This window comes from Enterobacter sp. BNK-8 (assembly GCF_048685095.1).
Taxonomy (GTDB): Bacteria; Pseudomonadota; Gammaproteobacteria; order Enterobacterales; family Enterobacteriaceae; genus Enterobacter; species Enterobacter quasiroggenkampii.
Genome location: NZ_JBLQTN010000001.1, coordinates 2,012,724 through 2,030,382 on the forward strand (window position 1 = coordinate 2,012,724; position 17,659 = coordinate 2,030,382).

16 protein-coding genes are annotated in these 17,659 nt (G+C 59.2%); 2 read left to right on the forward strand and 14 right to left on the reverse strand.

Annotated features, from left to right (window positions below):
• Positions 1 to 38: 38 nt before the first annotated feature.
• From ACMGGU_RS09690 to ACMGGU_RS09755, 14 genes are all read right to left on the reverse strand, one after another.
• Positions 39 to 650 carry a DsbA family protein gene (locus ACMGGU_RS09690; RefSeq protein ID WP_063621701.1) on the reverse strand — a complete coding sequence of 204 codons (612 nt, stop codon included), beginning with the start codon at positions 648 to 650 and terminating at the stop codon, positions 39 to 41.
• A gap of 7 nt (positions 651 to 657) precedes the next feature.
• Positions 658 to 2,682, reverse strand: a complete 2,025-nt coding sequence (locus ACMGGU_RS09695; RefSeq protein ID WP_420300488.1) for a protein-disulfide reductase DsbD family protein — start codon at positions 2,680 to 2,682, stop codon at positions 658 to 660.
• Between the two features lie 48 nt (positions 2,683 to 2,730).
• On the reverse strand, positions 2,731 to 3,102 hold the full coding sequence (locus ACMGGU_RS09700) for a hypothetical protein (RefSeq protein WP_069719193.1): 372 nt from the start codon (positions 3,100 to 3,102) through the stop codon (positions 2,731 to 2,733).
• 87 nt (positions 3,103 to 3,189) lie between these two features.
• Positions 3,190 to 3,750, reverse strand: coding sequence for an RNA polymerase sigma factor (locus ACMGGU_RS09705; protein WP_023327516.1), 561 nt, complete (start codon positions 3,748 to 3,750; stop codon positions 3,190 to 3,192).
• A gap of 5 nt (positions 3,751 to 3,755) precedes the next feature.
• Entirely contained in the window at positions 3,756 to 4,175 is a 420-nt protein-coding gene (locus ACMGGU_RS09710) for a hypothetical protein (protein WP_069719192.1), read from the reverse strand.
• Between the two features lie 149 nt (positions 4,176 to 4,324).
• On the reverse strand, positions 4,325 to 4,843 hold the full coding sequence (locus tag ACMGGU_RS09715) for an AAA family ATPase (protein WP_069719191.1): 519 nt from the start codon (positions 4,841 to 4,843) through the stop codon (positions 4,325 to 4,327).
• A gap of 118 nt (positions 4,844 to 4,961) precedes the next feature.
• Positions 4,962 to 6,512 (reverse strand): methyl-accepting chemotaxis protein, encoded by a 1,551-nt coding sequence (locus ACMGGU_RS09720; RefSeq protein WP_167210779.1) that lies wholly within the window; start codon positions 6,510 to 6,512, stop codon positions 4,962 to 4,964.
• Positions 6,513 to 6,601: 89 nt separating this feature from the next.
• Entirely contained in the window at positions 6,602 to 7,618 is a 1,017-nt protein-coding gene (locus ACMGGU_RS09725; protein WP_023344186.1) for a LacI family DNA-binding transcriptional regulator, read from the reverse strand.
• A 28-nt stretch (positions 7,619 to 7,646) separates the two neighbouring features.
• Positions 7,647 to 9,053, reverse strand: coding sequence for a sucrose-6-phosphate hydrolase (locus ACMGGU_RS09730; protein WP_420300489.1), 1,407 nt, complete (start codon positions 9,051 to 9,053; stop codon positions 7,647 to 7,649).
• A complete protein-coding gene (locus ACMGGU_RS09735) occupies positions 9,053 to 10,423 on the reverse strand; it encodes a sucrose-specific PTS transporter subunit IIBC (protein ID WP_023619263.1) in 1,371 nt (456 codons plus the stop codon). Before ACMGGU_RS09735 ends, ACMGGU_RS09730 begins: the two co-directional genes overlap by 1 nt.
• Positions 10,424 to 10,489: 66 nt before the next feature.
• The gene (locus tag ACMGGU_RS09740; protein ID WP_420300490.1) at positions 10,490 to 12,007 is read right to left on the reverse strand and encodes a carbohydrate porin; all 1,518 of its coding nucleotides are present in this window, start codon (positions 12,005 to 12,007) and stop codon (positions 10,490 to 10,492) included.
• Positions 12,008 to 12,179: 172 nt separating this feature from the next.
• Complete coding sequence (locus tag ACMGGU_RS09745) at positions 12,180 to 13,070, reverse strand: aminoimidazole riboside kinase (RefSeq protein ID WP_196352222.1); 891 nt, start codon at positions 13,068 to 13,070, stop codon at positions 12,180 to 12,182.
• A gap of 88 nt (positions 13,071 to 13,158) precedes the next feature.
• The gene (locus ACMGGU_RS09750) at positions 13,159 to 14,370 is read right to left on the reverse strand and encodes an EAL domain-containing protein (RefSeq protein ID WP_196352221.1); all 1,212 of its coding nucleotides are present in this window, start codon (positions 14,368 to 14,370) and stop codon (positions 13,159 to 13,161) included.
• Between the two features lie 95 nt (positions 14,371 to 14,465).
• Positions 14,466 to 15,947 carry an alpha/beta hydrolase gene (locus ACMGGU_RS09755; protein ID WP_196352220.1) on the reverse strand — a complete coding sequence of 494 codons (1,482 nt, stop codon included), beginning with the start codon at positions 15,945 to 15,947 and terminating at the stop codon, positions 14,466 to 14,468.
• Between the two features lie 265 nt (positions 15,948 to 16,212).
• Here ACMGGU_RS09755 and ACMGGU_RS09760 point away from each other — a divergent pair, with 265 nt between their 5' ends.
• Both ACMGGU_RS09760 and ddpX read left to right on the forward strand, forming a co-directional pair.
• Entirely contained in the window at positions 16,213 to 17,067 is an 855-nt protein-coding gene (locus ACMGGU_RS09760) for a MurR/RpiR family transcriptional regulator (protein WP_045410261.1), read from the forward strand.
• Between the two features lie 12 nt (positions 17,068 to 17,079).
• Positions 17,080 to 17,655: a D-alanyl-D-alanine dipeptidase gene (gene ddpX, locus ACMGGU_RS09765; RefSeq protein ID WP_025911023.1), complete on the forward strand. Its 576-nt coding sequence runs from the start codon at positions 17,080 to 17,082 to the stop codon at positions 17,653 to 17,655.
• Positions 17,656 to 17,659: the final 4 nt, after the last annotated feature.

Genomic DNA, 17,659 nt, shown 5'->3' on the forward strand with positions numbered 1-17,659 from the left:
CCTCTCCGGTTTGTCGGGGGCATTTCGCCCCCTTCAGGTTAGCGGTTTTTCAGTGCTTCACTGACCATTTCGTCGAATTGTTCGAACGGTACCCAGCCGGGAAGCAGCCCCTCGCCGATAAGCGTGGCGGGCGTGCCCTGGATCCCCATTTTTTCCGCGACGATGAGGCTGCGCCTGATCGTCAGAAAACTCTCCTCGTCCGGCGTCGTCACGCTCACGCCCGCCCGCTTTTGCGCCTCCTGAATGCTGGCGTCATCGTGGTACCCCTTTTTCGCCATCAGGGTGTGGTTCAGCTTCATAAACTGCTCAGGATGCGCACGCCAGACGGTTAACGCGTCTCGTGCGGCGGTCAGCGAACTTTCCGAGCGGAAAGGTAAAAACTTAAAGACCACCGCCACGTCCGGATGTTTTTCGACAATCTTCTCCAGGTACGGATCGAATTTTTTACAGTATGGGCAGTTGTAATCGGTAAACACCACCAGGGTGAGCTTTGGGTTTTTCGCGCCGATGCGCGGGGAGTTTGGATCGTTAAACAGGAAATCAGCGATCATCTTCTGCGCGCGCTGCTCCTGGTCCGGCGTCAGCGGCTGGGCGGCGAATACCTGAAGCGGGGCCAGCAGGAGCAGAAGCGTAATAAAGAATTTTTTCATGACACAGTTAGCCTTTTGCATTGTTCAGGGTGGTGACCAGGGTGCGTTTGTCCAGCAGCGGCGAGAGGATCTCGCCATCAGGCAAGCCGGGGCCATACACCGCGTTAAACGGAATGGCGTAACGGTTTCGCTTCGCCAGAAAATCCGCGATAAACGCGGACGGCTGGCTCCAGTCTCCGCGCAGGGCCACCACGTCCGGCTGGCGCAGCGCGGCAATCACGTCCGGCTGACTGAGTACGCGGTGCTCGTTAACTTTGCAGGTCACGCACCAGTCCGCCGAGATATCCACAAACACTCGCTTCCCCTGCGCCAGCGCATTCTCGATAGCCTCTTCACTGAGCGGCTGCCACGGGATAGTCTGCGCAACGTTTTGTGCCGGAGCGTCAGGCGGCGCGTTAAGCAGACCGCGCAGCTGATACCCGCCGAACGCCGACAGCGTGATGACTACCAGCCAGAACAAGGGCGAGGATTTTTGCCCCTTCAGCGCGAACAGCACCTGCGCAGAGGCAGTCAGCGCCAGCATCACGATCTGGCTGACCGCCTCGCCCAGATGCACGCTCAACAGCGTTGCCAGCCAGAGGCTGGAGGCCAGCATCATCATGCCGAGGATGACCCTGAGCGTGTTCATCCAGCGGCCGGGTTTCGGCAGCAGCATGGCCGTTTTCGGTACCAGGGCAACGAACAGCCACGGCAGACTCATGCCCACGCCGAGCATCAGGAAGATCAGCCACAGGGCGTGCAGCGGCGCGCCAAGGGCAAAAGCGACCGCGGTACCGAGGAACGGTGCGGAGCACGGCGTCGCCAGCAGGGTGGCGAACATTCCTTCGCAGAAGCTGCCGCCGATCCCCGATCCCCCTGCCGTCGCCAGCCGTCCTGCGGCAGAAGAAGGCAGCAGCATCTCAAACGTCCCAAACAGGTTCAGCGCAAACAGGAAGGTCACGGCGACCATCAGGCCGATAAACCACGGGTTCTGGAACTGAATACCCCACCCCAGCGACGCTCCGGCCAGCTTCAGCGCGGTGACCATCCCGGCCAGCAGCATAAAGGAGGTGAGGATCCCGGCGCTGGTGGCCAGAAAGCGCAGCCTGATGGCGCGGCTGTTCGATCCCGCCAGTAAGATGCTGTTAAGCTTCATGCCCATCACCGGCAGCACGCAGGGCATCAGGTTCAGGATCAGCCCGCCCAGCAGGGCAAAGAGCACCATTTTTCCCGTCCCGTCCGGTACGGAGGTCTCTTCGGGCGTTGTCCCAACGGTCATGGTGGTTTGCTGCGCCCGATCGCCGTTGGTCAGCACAAACGACAGCCTTTTGCCTGCCAGCGAAGCGGGTTTATCGCCCCATTCGTCGGTCACGGGTACCGTCACCCGAAGCGTAGTGCCGTCATGTTTAATGACCGGCTCGCCGGGCAGAATGTCACCCTCCAGCGGGTCAAAGTAGATCCCCGGATTGTCCCACGTCCCGTCCGTCGTGCCGGTAATCACCAGCTTGTCGCCAGAGAGCCAGGCAGAGAGATCCTTGGATACGCCAGACGTGCCCGGCACGGCGCGCATCGCTTGCCCGAAGGCGCTACGGAAGCCCTCATCCACCGGTTGGGTAAAATCGAGGTGCAGCGGGTAGTCCGTCAGCAGGCAGACGTTGCTGCACGTAGAGAGCGTCAGCGTCCCGTCGAGCGTGTCGCCCTTCGCTCCGTCGAGCGTAATCGGGATCGTCACCTTATCGTGATAGCCCTGCGTGGTCATGCCGGAGATATCAAAGCGCGACGGCACCGGCCAGGACCAGCTGTCCGTTACGTCTTCCGGCCAGCTGATTTTCGGCGCCACGCCGCCCTCGCCCGGCGATCGCCAGTAGGTTTTCCAGCCGGGCTTTAGCTCAACGGTGAGCAGGCCTTTAACATGCGTTTGTTCCCTCTCCGCCTGAAAGCGGATGCGGGCGTGATCGTTTTGTGGGGAGACCAGCCAGCCGGTGTCTGCCGCATGGACAATGCCGATGCAGGACAGCCACAGGAAGACGAATCCCCTGAAGAGGTTAACCATGTTGTACTCCGTGAACAGTAAAAAATTATCGTGTGAGGACGATGTTTTTCATTCACGGAAAACGCAGTTTTTAAGGTGTATTCGGGGAGGCGGCGCCTGAACGGGCTGTTCCGCCGGAGCCAGTGCCCGCCCTTGCGTCAACAGCTGCAGCAGCGCGAAGAAGATAATAATGGCCGGTAATGCACCGTCGAAGAACAGCGGCTGGGCGCAAAGCAGCGAGTGCGCGCCGAGCTGACACGGCGACGGGCCGGGTTGTTCAGTGTTGCTGGTTTGAGTCGGGGCATCTGCACTCAGCGAAATCTGCGGATCCAGTCCCTGTAAAAAATGGTTGAGCATCACCGCACGCTGCACGAGGCAAAGCGCCATCGCGAGACAGGTGATCATCAAAAGCCATTTTCCGAGGAGCTGACGGTTGCGCATAACATTCCAGAGTGATAAGACGCCCCGATCATAAACGATAGTGATGAATCTACAAGTGCCGGAAGTGTAAGGTTTTGTCTGCCGCCGCTATTCGCCCGTCAGCGCGTCATAGACGTCGCGTAGCCGCGTGCGGAGAAACAGCACCGCCTTGTGCTTGCGGGATAACAGCGCCTGTTCGCTGGCGCCGGTCTCCTCTGCCAGCATCTTAATGCTGTAGCCGTGGAGCTCGGTCTTTTCAAACGCCTCCCGCTGCGGCGGCGGAAGTTCAGACAGCGCCTGGCCCAGCTCTTCCCACAGCAGCGTCTTGAGGTACTCCTCTTCCGGCGTGTGCGGTACGCCGAACAGGGTTTCGGCTAGCTCGTCTTCCGGGAAACCGTCGTCGTCTTCGCCCGTAAAATAGCCGGAGAGCGACACCTCGCGCTTTTTACGCGCCCGGTCGGTCATTTCGTTACGCGCCGCGCGGAACAGCCAGGCGGCGACGTTTTCGACCGGCTGCTCCACTTTCATCAGCTGATACGTCACTTCCTGCAAAATGTCGTCGGCATCATCGCGCACGGAGGTCCGTCCGCGAATGAAGGCTTTCAGCCGGGCGCGGCAGGCGTTGAGCGCCGACATCAGCATGGATCCGCCCGCCTCCCCGGCTTTCATCTCGCTCACTCTGCTTCCGGCGCTTTTGGCGTGGCTTCACCGCGCTTATCGTCACGATGGCCATGCCAGCCGCAGTGGCCGCGACCATGGCGACCGAACCCTTCACGGCGCTGCTGAATAAACGCCTCACGCTGTTCGGGCGTCATGTTCATCCAGCGCTCGTGCATCCGGCGGTGCGCGCCAAACATCCCGGGGCGGAAACCCAGCCCGCCAAACAGAATGCGGCTCAGCACCAGGATCCCCAGCGCCTGCCAGAATCCGATGGCCTTCACGCCGAGGATCGCCGGGAGCAAGGCGTTCCACAGGGACATCACCAGCAGGCCGAGCACGATGAAAATCACCGCGCCGATGACTAAGCCCTTGCCCATACGGTGGCGACCAAATCCGCGCCCGTGGCCTCTGCCGTGCATTTCAAAATCTCTCATGGTGTTTATCTCGTTTACAGTAACTGATTATGGCTTGTGATGAGGTAGACGGATGAGGGAGTGAAATATTGCTGGGGGGAATGAATAATTTTGCGGGGAGCGTATTTTCACACGCCCCGTGAAAGCCATTACAGGCGCTTGTTCATGGTTTAAGGCCGGTTAAGCGCAATCTTATTCCTTATTTCCAGGATTTTATCTGCACACTCTTCCGCTGATAACAAAGCGGTGTCCAAGATGAGATGTTCTCTCTCCCAGGGTTCATACTCACGTTTTTTTACGCGTTCCCAGTCAGGAGGCGTGAGTCCCGGGATATCAGATATTCTGTTCTCTACGCGATAACGATGTTCTTTTTCGTCTGAGCAGACAATTTCAACTTCCAGGAAAGGGACATTCAACGACAGAGCAATATTGCGGAAAGCATCTCGCACAAGGTGAATATCATTAACGGAATCGGTCACAACGGTGGAGCCCAGCTTAAGATTTTCACTCGCTAAACCATAGAGGGCAAAATAGCCCTCCGGACCCGTTTTCTGACCGGGTTCAGAAACTGAACGAATGGCCTGCTCAACGGTATCAACCCGCAGGTAGACCGCTCCCAGCCTTTGAGCAACTATTTTTGCAACGGTGCTTTTACCGCTGCCGGGTAGCCCACTAAAAATAATTAACATAATTTCCCCTGGTGAGAGTTATATTAGATTTGTGCTGCCTGTAGAGACCTTCTGAATTATACAGTTACGGTTACGCCAGGTACAAAAAAGGCTCCTTGCGGAGCCTCCCCTCATAAAATCAAGCCTGCACCGGCAACCTAAAACTCGAAATACTCCGTGAAAGCTGCTGCGCCTGCTCTTCCAGCGAGGCCGCTGCCGCAGCGGACTGCTGCACCAGCGCGGCGTTCTGCTGGGTCACGCCGTCCATCTCGGTCACCGCCTGCCCGACCTGACTGATCCCGCGGCTCTGCTCTTCGGAGGCGACGGAGATCTGCTCCATCAGTGTATTCACTTTATTCACCGACGAAATGATCGAGTCAATCACCTCGCCCGAGCGGCTCACCAGCTCCGCACCGTTTTTCACGCTGGAGACCGACTGCGCGATCAGGCTTTCGATGTCTTTAGCCGCCACCGCGCTTTTCTGCGCCAGGGTGCGTACTTCGCTGGCTACGACCGCAAAGCCGCGTCCCTGCGTACCGGCGCGCGCCGCTTCAACCGCCGCGTTCAGCGCCAGAATGTTGGTCTGGAAGGCGATGCTGTTTATCACGCTGGTGATGTCTTCAATGCGCTTCGAGTTCGCCGCAATGGTATTCATCGTGTCGATGACTTCACGGGTTACCGCTTCACCGGTGTGGGCATTTTTCACCGCGTCCTGCACCAGTTTCCCGGCCTGATACACATTATCGGTATTGTTCGCCACCGTCGCACTCAGCTCTTCCATGCTGGCCGCCGTCTGGGTTAACGCCGAAGCCTGCTGCTCGGTGCGTGACGCCAGGTCGATATTACCGGAGGCAATCTCCTGGGCTGCGTGCGTTACGGTATGGCTCGCATCGCGCACCTGGGCGATAGTCGCCAGCAGCGCCTGACGCATTTGCTCCATCGAGCCCATCAGATGGTCGATTTCGTTGCCTGTACTCCCCTTCACCGGCACCGGAATGTCCAGCTTGCCTGCCGCAATCTGGCTGCAGTGCTCGCGCGCCAGGTTAACCGGCGCAAAGACAAAGCGCTTCATCAGCAGGCTGACGGCGACAATCACCACCACAAACAGGCTGGCGATAGCGGCAATGATCGCCAGGCCAGAGACGAAGTTACTGCTCGCATCCTCGTTCAGGCTTTTGGCGTATTTCTGGTGGACGGAAAGCACCTGGTCGAGAACGATCTCGTACTGGCGGTCGAGGCGGGAGACTTCCGGGATCAGCGCGTTGAATTTGGCAACATCGTGCGCCTCGGCGGCGTCGATCAGCGGCGCCAGCCCCTGGTTGCGGTAGTTTTGCCAGGCGTCCTGATAGGCAGTGACCAGCGGCGCTTCATCGCTCAGGCGCGGCGACGCCATAAAGGCCGCAAAGGCGTGGTCCGCTTTGGTCAACGCCTCTTTCACGGCGGTAAGCTTTGCAGCGCCGTCCGCCGCGTTGCCCGCTTCCACCATCTTCACATACTCCATCACCCGCACGCGCAGCGTACGGCTGTGGTTAATAGGGTCAATAATGGACAGCACAACCTGGATCTCTTTGTTGACGTTATCCAGCGAATTATTACTTTTAATGATGAGGCCAACGCTGGTGACGGTGCTGACAACAAAGAAGAAAAGCAGCGAGAACAGGACAATCAGGGACGACTTTTTCAACGACATAAACCAATACCTCAAGGAGAATTATTCCTTATGGTTATCGGCCATTCCAAAACTTAAATTAATTAAAGTTATTGAAGTATCGAACCGGGCTATTTCGCTGACTTATAGCGTCGCTGCAGGGTGGCATTGAGCTTGCGCTGCAACGGCTGCGGCGTCTCCCCCTCGATTAATTTGCTAATCAAATCAAAGCAGTGCCACGCCAGCTGGCGGTTGTCCTGGCGAATGGTATCCACCGGGATCGTCAGCGAATCGTAGAGATAGTGATCGTCAAAACTGGCTAACCTGATATCGCTTTGCAGCAGGTTATGCTGGCCCATATAGCGTAGCACCCCTTCCAGCAGCCCGCAGGCGGCGGCGAAGAGCGCTTTCGGCGGACGCCCCAGGCGGGCGCAGAGTTCAGCAAACATCTCGTATCCGGAGCTCGGATGATAGTTGCCGTGAATGATCCACTCGGGTCGCAGCGCCACACCGGCCTCACGCAGCCCTTGCTTAAAGCCTTCCAGGCGGTCGCGCGTGGGCGACAGGCGGGGCTGGCCGCCGAGAAAGTAGAACTCATCAGGATGCTGGCGCGCAATGTCGGCCACCAGTTCGGTCGTCGGGGTAATGGAGTCGGTGATCACCAGCGGCAGCGCGCTGTCGTTGATGTGGCGGTCAAACAGAACCACCGGCAGCTGCTCGCTCAGCTTATGGTAGTCCGCGTCGTTGAGCATACTGGAGGCCACAATCAGCCCGTCCACCTGGCGCGCCACCATGTTGTTCACCACCACCGTCTCCTGCCCTGGGTTTTCATCGCTGCAGGAGATCAGCAGCTGAACGCCCGCCTCGCGGCACAGTGTTTCCAGCTCGTGAGAAAAGACGGCAAAACCGTAGTTGGTGATCTCCGGGACCACCAGACCAATGGTGTGGCTGCGGTTATCGCGCAACGAGCGGGCGTGAATGCTGGGCTGATAGTGGTGCTCTTTTGCAATTGCCAGCACGCGCTCGCGCGTCTCTTCCGCCACGCGAAGCTCTTTGCTGCGACCGTTCAGGACCAGGCTGGCGGTGGCTTTTGACACACCCGCCAGCTCCGCGATGTCTTTAATGGTGACGCGTTTTGTTTTTCTCACAACGACTTAGATCCGGCTGCCAAAACCCTCATTCTATCATGCAGGCGCGCAGCGACCAGTAGCGTAATGTGATATCGGACGCACCTTCGAATCGCACCCGGGCCGGATGGTCAGGAAAATAGCGGCTGCTCATCACCCCTTCGCCCTGGTTAATGAAGATTTCGACGCTGGAGCGGTCGCACAGAACGCGTAAGTGACGGACGTCACCCTGCCAGTAGCGGGTCAGGGTTTCACCGGTTTTCAGGCTCGCGCGCTCCAGGCGCACGCCCTGCTCATCGAGCGTGAGGCGCAGCGCGCCGGCAAAATCGACGTTCACCTGCGATGCGCCTAGCTCAAACTCCAGGCGCGTCGCGTCCAGTTCGGGCGCGTCGCTGGCGCGCCCCTGCCAGTGCTGCTCATCTTCACGCAGCGCCGCCAGCTCGCGCGCCGGGGTCTGCCAGAGCCTGCCGTCGCGATAGCGTAGTTCGCGCGGGCAGGTCATCTGGTGCATCCAGCCGTGCGCCCGGGTGGGCTGAAGCATCTCTTCCCCGTCCGGTACGCCCATCCAGCCAATCAGGATGCGGCGTCCATCTTCCGCCAGCGTGGTTTGTGGGGCGTAAAACTCAAACCCCGCATCCAGCTCGTGAAGCTCGCCGTGATCAAATGCGGCGCTGGCGTAATCAAACGCCCCGCTCATCCAGGTAGCCGGATAGGTATTGAGGTAGCGATGCGGCTCGCGCGACAGCCCCTGCGGGCAGCAGATCAGGACATGTGTCCCGTCGAGGGCAAACAGGTCCGGACACTCCCACATATAGCCCGCGTCCGTCAGGCCGTTAACCCCGTGACCGGCGATCTCCCCGCAGGATGTCCAGGCGTGCAAATCGGCTGATTTAAACAGCAGCACCTTGCCGCGCTTCTGCACATCCTGCGCGCCGAGCACCATGTACCACATCCCCTCGTGCTGCCACACCTTCGGGTCGCGCACGTGACCCGTGTAGCCTTCCGGCAGCGCCAGCACCGGCCCCAGCTTCCTGAAGGTCCCGTCCGGCTGCTCCACGGCCAGGCACTGCCAGGCGGTGCGGCTACCGTCATCGAACTTGACGTTGCCGGTGTAGCACAGGGTCAAAACGCCCTCGTTATCGACGGCGCTACCGGAGTAGCAGCCGTTGCGGTCATACGCTTCGTCGGGCATCAGCGCCAGCGGCTCATGCCGCCAGTGCACCAGGTCCGGAGAGCTCCAGTGCCCCCAGCACTTAAAGCGGTGCTCGCAGTCCAGGGGGTTCCACTGATAGAACAGGTGATAGCGGCCAGCGAACCAGATAAACCCGTTCGGGTCGTTCATCAGCCCCGTCACCGGCGCGGCGTGCCATTGCGGATAATGGCTGTCCGCCAGCGCCCGCGGCTGACCTGTCATAACGGCCTGCAGGATCGCAGGCCAGCGGGAAGGTAACGTCATTATTCAGAATCCGTTTTATATTTCAGCAGCAGTGAAACGGTAAACGCCACGCCGAAGGCAATCACCATGCCGATAATATAGTTGAGCAGCGAGCTGGCCTGCACGATGGCCATCCCCGGAATCGCGGTCAGCCCGACAGCGGTCATGTACACATGCACGGAGACCACCCATGCCCCGCCCACCGCGCCTCCAATCAGCGCAGCGATAAACGGCTTAACGAAGCGCAGGTTGATACCAAAAATGGCCGCTTCGGTGATACCCAGCATTGCAGAGAACGCCGACGGCAGGGTAATGGCTTTGATTTTGGCGTCTTTGGTTTTGAACCACACCGCCAGACAGGCGCCGCCCTGCGCCACGTTCGCCATGGCCCAGATCGGCAGCAGGAAGTTAACGCCAATCGACGGGTTGCCCAGCAGCCCGGCTTCAATCGCGTGGAAGCTGTGGTGAATACCGGTGATCACAATCACCGAATACAGTCCGCCGAACAGCAGCCCGGCGAGCCAGCCCGCGTGGGCGATCAGCGTGCTCAGAATAAAGGAGATACCGTCGCCCAGAGCGCGCCCCGCCGGGCCGATAATCAGCAAGGCGATAAAGCCGGAGATGACGACGGTGAGGAACGGCGTCAGGATCAGGTCTAACGCATCCGGGATCGCGCGGCGCAGGTTTTTCTCCACGATGCTCATAAACCAGACGGCCAGCAGCACCGGGAATACCGTGCCCTGATAGCCAATCATCGCGATCTCAAGGCCGAAGAAGTTCATGGTGTGGAAGCCCGACGCCACGCCCCAGGCGTTGGTCAGCGCCGGGTGGGTCAGAATGCCGCCCAGCGTCGCGCCGAGGTACGGGTTACCGCCAAATTCGCGCGCGGCGGTAAAGCCAATCAGAATAGGCAGAATGATAAACGCCGCCGAGCTGCACATGTCCAGCATGATGTAGATGGCGTTATCCGCATTGACCCAGCCGTAGGTTTTCACCATGCCGAGCAGGCCCATCAGCAGACCGGACGCCACAATCGCGGGGATGATCGGCACAAAGATGTTGGAGAGCAGACGGGCAATGCGCTGGAACGGGTTCAGCTTGCGCGCCGCCAGATCCGCAGCCTCAGATTTACTGGATTCGCTAATCCCCGCCGCCTGAATAAAGGCGGCGTACACCTTGTTGACCACGCCCGTGCCAAAAATCACCTGCATCTGCCCGGCGTTACGGAAGCAGCCTTTCACGCCGTCGACCTTGCCGATAGCCTGCTGATCCGCCAGCGCGTCATCGACCAGCACCAGACGAAGACGCGTTGCGCAGTGCGCCGCGCTGGCGATATTTTCCTTGCCACCGAGCAGCGGAATAAGCTCGCGGGCGATTTGATTAAAATCCATAGATACCTCTGCCTGACTTCTTTTTATGATGTGCGAAACGCTCCCGCCAGGCGGGAGCGTGATGGGTTAAAACCAGGTTTCCATCTGGACCCCAAAGTTCCATTCCCCGCCGGCGTTGAAGCCGCTGCTGCCAAAGGCATCATCGCTGGCGTAATGATCCAGTTTGCTGCTCCAGTCCATCCAGGTGGCAAACAGGCGCAGTTCGGGACGGCTGAAGAAATCGCCGATTTTGCTCGCTTTTAAGGTTGGCGCAAAGGTCAGCTTGTAGAAACTGCCGTTCACGGCGTTGCGATCCTTATAGCCTTCCGGGTTTAAATCCATGTACTGATAGCTGCCCTCAAACGCCAGCGCGAAATTCTGGGTGACCTCTTTGATCAGGCGGGTGTTGAGCGTTACCCACTCATAGCTATCGCCCTTGACGTAGCGATCTTTACTGCTCTGTGTCAGAACGGCGGGCGCAACGCTCCAGCCACCGCCGATCGGCGTGACACCGTAACTTGCGAAGCGCCAGGTATCCGCCTCTGACAGCAAGGCGCCATCGGAGCCGATGCTTTTCACCTCCGCACCCAGCCCGTGACCATACAGCAGCGCCGTTTTGGCGGTCCCTTCGCGCAGGCCGTAGAAGCTGTCATTATGCAAGCCCACCAGAGCATGAACGCCGTGATTGGCGGCATCCGTTTTGATGAGATCGCCGTTAGTGTCTTTACGGTCGTCGTTATCCTTCGCCCGCAGGCCGCTCACCATCAGCTGGAACGGGCCGGCGAAGTGGTTCATGCTGAGGATATAGTTCTGAACGTTGTTGTCGGTCTGCTCCACGCTGCCGAAGTTGCGGCCATAAATGGAGAAGTTGCTGCGCAGCGAATCGTTCCATTTCACGTCATAAACGCCGCCGCCGGTACCGGCCAGGAACACCACATCGGAATCCAGCCAGTGAATGTCAAAGTTGTCGCGGTCGAAGCGTTTACCCGCCCAGAAGGTGCTGCCCTTCAGCGCGCCGGTAAAATCAGGCAGATTGCCCAGCTCTGCGAAGGCCTGGCGAATATTGAGGTCGCTGGTATCAGCTGACCAGTCGTTATAGGTTCTCTGACCGTCGGCCAGCATCGCCTTGAAGCGCGTGGTCGCCCCGTTATCCAGGGTTTGCTTGTGCTCGAGGTTCAGCTCGACGTAGGTGTCGGCTTCGTTACCCAGACGCCCCACCGCACCGCCGGTTTCACCGGCTGGCGTCAGGTAAGGGCCGCTTTTGCTGCTGGAGGCGGCATCGTTCATCAGCAGGCCAGAGCGGGCATAGCCGTGGAACTCAAACCCGCCGGTCTGATCCGCCTTCTTCTCCAGCGCGGTGGTGCGCTGCGCCACCTCCTGGGTCGTCGTTTGCGCCTGCTGCTGAGCGGCAACCAGCTGCTGCGTTTTTTGTTCAGCAGCCGCGGCGCGCTTCTCGGCTACCTGCGCGCGCGTCTCCGCGTCCTGAAGGCGCTGCTCCATCGCGGCAAGGCGCGCTTCAATACTGGACATATCCGTCTGGGCAAAAACAGAGGTACTTCCGGCCAGCATGCCTATCATCACGGCAAGTCTGCGTTTTTTATACATTTTGTCGCATCCCTAAAAGAAGTCATTAAACGTGCTAAATTGCTAAACCGGTTTAGGTTGCTGATACTAAACCTGTGAATTTTGGATCGGCAATCTTTTTTGCTAAACCGATTTAGTAAGTGTGATCGAGGCGACAATTCAGGCCGCCGGATGGCGGCCAGGAGAGGAGAAATTACAGGTCGTGCTGCCAGGGCAACGCGGTCATCGCCCCTTTGGCGGTGGTAGCCAGTGCGCCGCAGCGCTGGGCGAGCGCGATAACTGGCGTCAGGTCCTGTCCGGCGGCCAGCCCGTAGAGCAGCCCCGCCACAAAGGCATCGCCCGCACCGGTCGTATCGACGCACTGCACAGGCGTTGCCGGGTAGTGGTTTATGGTACCTTCATGCCACGCGGTTACGCCCGCTTTTCCCTGGGTAACCAGCACCAGACGCGCCGGGCAGCGCTGCATCAGCACCTCCAGACCAACGTTTACCTCCGCGCTGCCGGTGAAAAAGGCCAACTCTTCTACCGAGAGTTTCACCACGTCAGCGCTTTGCAGTGCCTGTTCAAGACAGCGGTGAAGTGCGTTCTCATCCGGCCAGAGATCCGGGCGAATATTAGGGTCGAAGCTGACGTAACCGCCCGCCTCCCGAATGGCGGCCATCGCCTGAAAGGTCGCAGCGCGGCTCGGCTCGGCGCTTAAGGCGATGGAGCAGACGTGCAGCCACTCCCCGGCGCTGAACGTCGGCAGGTCGGCGGGTTCGAGAAACAGATCGGCGCTCGGGCGCACCATGAAGGTAAACGATCGCTCGCCGTGGTCGTCCAAATCAACCACCACCGTTGAGGTGCGGTGCGCCGGGTCAAGATGCATCCACGTCACGTCAACCCGCTCGTCAGCGAGCGTTTTCGCCATAAAGCGCCCGAAAGGATCGTCGCCAACCCTGCCGATAAAGGCGCTCTGGCCGCCCAGCCGGGTAATACCGACCGCGACGTTCGCCGGCGCGCCACCGGGACACTGCAGTAATCGACCTTCTCCATCGGGCAGCAAATCCACTACCGCATCGCCAAGTACCCAGATTTTCTTCATGTGATCCTCGTAGCTAAACTATGTTAAACCGTTTTAGCTATTTAAGCACAGGCCGGGCTAAGGGGAAATAACGGGAGGAAAATTTGAGTTAACGCACCAGATGCGGCCAGTGGATATCGCCGACGCCATTCAGCTGCGGCCGGGCAAACAGGAATCCCTGAAAGCGTCGGATCCCGGCAGATTCGAGCCAACACCACTCCTCAATTTTCTCGATACCTTCCGCCACCAGGGTGATTTCAAGATCGGAGCAGCAGCTGATGATGGAGCGCACAATCGCCTGCTTCGGGCCGCTCAGGTGAATATTGCTGACAATTTCCCGGTCGATTTTAATTTTATCCGGCTGGAACCGGGTCAGCAGCGAAAGTCCGGCATAGCCCGAGCCAAAATCATCGATCGCCAGGCCAATCCCCTCACCGCGAAGCTGCTTGATGGCACTGTTAAACTGGTTGAACCCGGAGATCATCTCGTTTTCAGTGACTTCAATGACCACCTGCTCCGGCTGAAGGCCATGTTTTTTAATCTGAGCGACCAGAAATTCAACTGCGCCAGGGACATTCACCAGCGACATGGGCAGCAGGTTTACCGCGATTTTATGGCTGCCAATGCCCAGCTTTTCCGCCAGCGCAAAGGCATAGGCTTTTGTCTGGAGATCGACTTCGTAGATGTTGTCGGGGTCGACAGTGCTGAAGAAATGCTCCGGGCTGCCGCCGTCGTTGCCGCGGATAAGCGCCTCAAGGGAGCTGATCTTCCCTTCCGAGGGCTCGACAATAGGCTGCAGCGCGAACTGGCAGGTTTGCCCGGCAATCAGGCCCAGGTGTGCGCCAAAGGGTAGCGTTTCGGTCGAGAGCGTCCATTTGTCCGCGGTGTAGCGTGCCCCCGACGGGACCGGACGTTTACCGGTTATAAAGGTCTGAATAAATTTGAACACCCGATCGTCGGAGGTCAGATAGCTGTCCAGCTTGCTGTAGCGCAGCACCGACTGCAACACCTCTTTCGGCGACTGCGTTTGCAGATCGAACAGCAGCATGCCGACGTTTTCGAAGCGTCTGCGCGGACCATAGTCCCGCAGCAGTTCTACCACCCCGCTGTGCCGCTTGTCCTCACGGATGGTATAGAAAAGTTTGACCACACTCTCTTCCGCCCCTTCGAGGATCTGCAGAACCTCATTCCCATTAGCCAGGAGGACGCCGGTAATAGCCAGTTTTGTGTTGCGGCCCCTGGCGCGCTCCACCAGCTCCCGCAGTTCGGTGGACGGGCGGGATAAATTCAACTGGCTTCGGTAGATCAGAGTCGTCAGCACAAAAAGGGGTTCCAATGAGAAAGAGAGGTGCCTTGAAGCTACTATGTAACATACTTAATCAATGCGACCTAACATATTCACGCTACAGGGGAACGTTACTTTTTCTCGTCCCCGATCCGGCTGTTAATCCTTTCCTGCATAAAGTCGTAAAACGGGTTCGAGGTGACCCGCATCAGCGCCTCTTTTCCGACGCTCAATACGGACGTTTCTCCCCAGAGCGCAATCGTCCCCAGGCTGATACCGTAGCGATTTTTCACCCCAGGTTCGCGACCATAGAGATCGTCATCCGGCGGGAACGGCACCGCAACGTGCGACAGGGAATAGACATCCTGCGGCCAGGACTGGGCAAGCGGCACCACCGTCTCCTGCGTTCTGCCTGCCGGGGTTATTTTCGCCACCGTCGAGAAACTGTGCTCGCTGGCATTGGTGATAATCGTGACACCGTAACGCCTCTGTGCGACCGGCAGCAGCGCCGTGGTGGCCGTCCAGGACGACGGTTTGAAGAGCGGACGGAAGCTCGCCGCCTGGTTGATATCGAACATCACCAGCTCGCTGCCGTTTGCCGGAAGCTGGTCAAACAGGCCACTGACCACCGCGCGGGTACTGACCGTGGAGTCCATCACCGACTGGAACGCCAGCACCGGCGGCAAATTCGCCAGCCTGTTTTCCCGCGCCGCGCGGCCAATCTGCTCCTGCAGGGACTTTGTCAATAACCACGACTGGCGGGCGGCGTTCACCGGGAACGAATTGTATTTATACGGATTATATTCCGGGGAGATATTCAGCCAGGCCGCTTTGGCAAACGGCGGCAGCAGCGCCGGTAGCCCGGCGAAACCGGCGAACCGCGCAAAGGCCGTCACGCCAATCATCGGCGAGAGCAGGATCACCTGCTGCGGTTTACGCAGTGCAGGCGCGTCCAGCGCATCGAGGGCATATTTCATCGCCAGCGCCCCGCCGTTGGAGTAGCCCACCAGATGCAGAGGCACAGCCTCACCCGCCAGGCGCGTGGCTTCCCGTACGGCAAGGCGCGTGGCCGCCAGCCACATTTCCCAGTCAACATCCGTCAGCGCGCCGGGCGCGGTGCCGTGTCCGGGAAGACGCGGGACCACGGCCACAAAGCCGTGCTGCTGATAGTTCACGGCAAGGCGCCTGACGCTGTATGGCGAATCCGTCAGCCCGTGCAGCAGCACCACCGCGCCGCGGGGCTTGCCGGCTGGCATCAGCACAAAGGAGCGGTTGGCATCGGGGGCAAACTGACCGGGCCACACCAGGCTCTGGCGGTAATAGCGGTTTAACGGGGTTTGTTCCTCGCCAGCTGTTTTCGCCGTCACCGCGTTATCCAGATCGGTGAAAATCGCCCTTTCCCGGGCGAGGTACCCGGCGAAATCGGCGTTATCCAGCTCGCGAACGGACATCTCATCTGCCCGCCAGGTGTGCCACAGGTGCAGTTCCGGCCCCTGCTGCGAGAGATACACCCGCACCGCCAGCAGGACGACCAGGACGATCCCCACGACCATTCCTGTTTTCTTTGCAAGCGCGATCAGGCGCACGCTGACTCGCCAGGGCAAATTCGCCATGAGGGATCCCTTTTATGTTCTCAGTGCTTCTATCTTATCAAAAATGTGAACAGGCTGACGTATTCACCAAATTCATACCTGTCCGGTCAGCCAGTGCACCAAAAGTGAACTACGCTGCACAAATGTTGATCATTGGTTAACCAAATATTGCATGAAGTTTACTGCGCAGCGGGTTTTCACCCGCCTGTGAACATGGCACGCGTCATGCATTGTTAATCAGATAACACAATTTCGGCCATTGACAGCCTGTTAACAGCGAGGCGGTATGACGACGAAACCTGAGATGTTGAGCCGTATCGAAGCGACCTTCAGCCAGCTTACCCCCAGCGAGAAGCGGGTCGGGAGCTGGCTGCTGGCGCACGCCGCGCAAATCCCGTTTGAAACGGCGGAGAGCGTCGGGCTGGCGAGCGGGACCAGCGGGATCACCGTCGGACGCTTTCTGCGCAAGCTGGGGTATCGCAACCTGGAGGATGCCAAAAAGAGCCTGCGCGATCCTTACCAGCCCTGGGGCATGAACGAGCGCCTCGACTCCTGGCAGCAGCAGCGCCCCCTGCCCAACCGCCTTCAGCATGCCCTGTCGCTGGAAGTGGACGCCATCACGCAGGTGTATCAGCTGGCGCAAACGGACGCTTTTCGTCAGGTGGTGCACCATCTGGCCCACGCGGACGCGGTCTTTGTGCTGGGGATCCAGTCCACGCGCGGGATCGCCAACGCCTTCTTCAGCCACCTTGAATACCTCCGCCCGCGGGTGAGCTACTCCGAAGGGGCATCCGGCAGTTGGGTGGAATCCCTGAACTCCGGGTTTGCGCACCCTTATGTCGTGCTGACCGATACGCGTACCTACTCCACGATGGCCCGACAGTACTGCCGCGTCGCGAGCGAGAAAGGCATTCCGCTGGCCTTAATCACCGATATCTGGTGCCCGTGGGCGCGGGATTATCCGATTGATTTACTGCAGGTGAAAACCGATACCGGTCATTTCTGGGATTCACTTGCCCCTGTGAGCTGTCTGTTCAACCTGCTGCTGTCGGGCGTGGTGGAAGCACTGGGTGATGCGCTCCCGGCGCGCCTGGCCGTAAACCGACAATTACAACAAGAGTTTGGTCAATTCGAACGCTAAAGGAGCGGAGCTATGCCCGTAGAGAGTGAACTGATTGATGTGGCGAAGACGTTCCCCACGCTGCATATCGATCTGAAGTACGCCACCGCCGACAATATTACCGGCCGCCCGATTTACCAGGAGGCGCTGTGCCTGCTGCATACCGACGCGGCCACCGCGCTGGCAAAAGCCATCAGCATTGCCACGCTGGCCGGACTGAAGCTGGTGGTTTACGACGCCTATCGGCCGCAGCAGGCGCAGGCCCAGCTGTGGGAGGCCTGCCCGAACCCGGAATATGTTGTCGACGTGGCGATTGGCTCCAACCACAGTCGCGGCACGGCCATCGACGTCACCCTGATGGACGAACATAACGCCGTGCTGGATATGGGCGCCGGTTTTGACGAAATGCATGACCGCTCGCATCCGTATCATCCTTCCGTGCCGCCCCACGCCCAGCGCAACCGTCTGCTGTTGAACGCCATCATGTTCGGCGGCGGTTTTGTCGGGATCGGCAGCGAATGGTGGCACTTCGAACTGCCGAACGCCGCCAGCTACCCGCTGCTTGATGACCGTTTTGCCTGTTTTCCCCTGACGCACACCCCTCTTTAAACCT

What these genes read in the sequence shown, in the direction of transcription:
- ACMGGU_RS09690 (WP_063621701.1), bottom strand. Translation starts at nt 650, where the DNA reads ATGAAAAAATTCTTTATTACGCTTCTGCTCCTGCTGGCCCCGCTTCAG.
- ACMGGU_RS09695 (WP_420300488.1), bottom strand. Translation starts at nt 2,682, where the DNA reads ATGGTTAACCTCTTCAGGGGATTCGTCTTCCTGTGGCTGTCCTGCATC.
- ACMGGU_RS09700 (WP_069719193.1), bottom strand. Translation starts at nt 3,102, where the DNA reads ATGCGCAACCGTCAGCTCCTCGGAAAATGGCTTTTGATGATCACCTGT.
- ACMGGU_RS09705 (WP_023327516.1), bottom strand. Translation starts at nt 3,750, where the DNA reads ATGAAAGCCGGGGAGGCGGGCGGATCCATGCTGATGTCGGCGCTCAAC.
- ACMGGU_RS09710 (WP_069719192.1), bottom strand. Translation starts at nt 4,175, where the DNA reads ATGAGAGATTTTGAAATGCACGGCAGAGGCCACGGGCGCGGATTTGGT.
- ACMGGU_RS09715 (WP_069719191.1), bottom strand. Translation starts at nt 4,843, where the DNA reads ATGTTAATTATTTTTAGTGGGCTACCCGGCAGCGGTAAAAGCACCGTT.
- ACMGGU_RS09720 (WP_167210779.1), bottom strand. Translation starts at nt 6,512, where the DNA reads ATGTCGTTGAAAAAGTCGTCCCTGATTGTCCTGTTCTCGCTGCTTTTC.
- ACMGGU_RS09730 (WP_420300489.1), bottom strand. Translation starts at nt 9,053, where the DNA reads ATGACGTTACCTTCCCGCTGGCCTGCGATCCTGCAGGCCGTTATGACA.
- ACMGGU_RS09735 (WP_023619263.1), bottom strand. Translation starts at nt 10,423, where the DNA reads ATGGATTTTAATCAAATCGCCCGCGAGCTTATTCCGCTGCTCGGTGGC.
- ACMGGU_RS09740 (WP_420300490.1), bottom strand. Translation starts at nt 12,007, where the DNA reads ATGTATAAAAAACGCAGACTTGCCGTGATGATAGGCATGCTGGCCGGA.
- ACMGGU_RS09745 (WP_196352222.1), bottom strand. Translation starts at nt 13,070, where the DNA reads ATGAAGAAAATCTGGGTACTTGGCGATGCGGTAGTGGATTTGCTGCCC.
- ACMGGU_RS09755 (WP_196352220.1), bottom strand. Translation starts at nt 15,947, where the DNA reads ATGGCGAATTTGCCCTGGCGAGTCAGCGTGCGCCTGATCGCGCTTGCA.
- ACMGGU_RS09760 (WP_045410261.1), top strand. Translation starts at nt 16,213, where the DNA reads ATGACGACGAAACCTGAGATGTTGAGCCGTATCGAAGCGACCTTCAGC.
- ddpX (WP_025911023.1), top strand. Translation starts at nt 17,080, where the DNA reads ATGCCCGTAGAGAGTGAACTGATTGATGTGGCGAAGACGTTCCCCACG.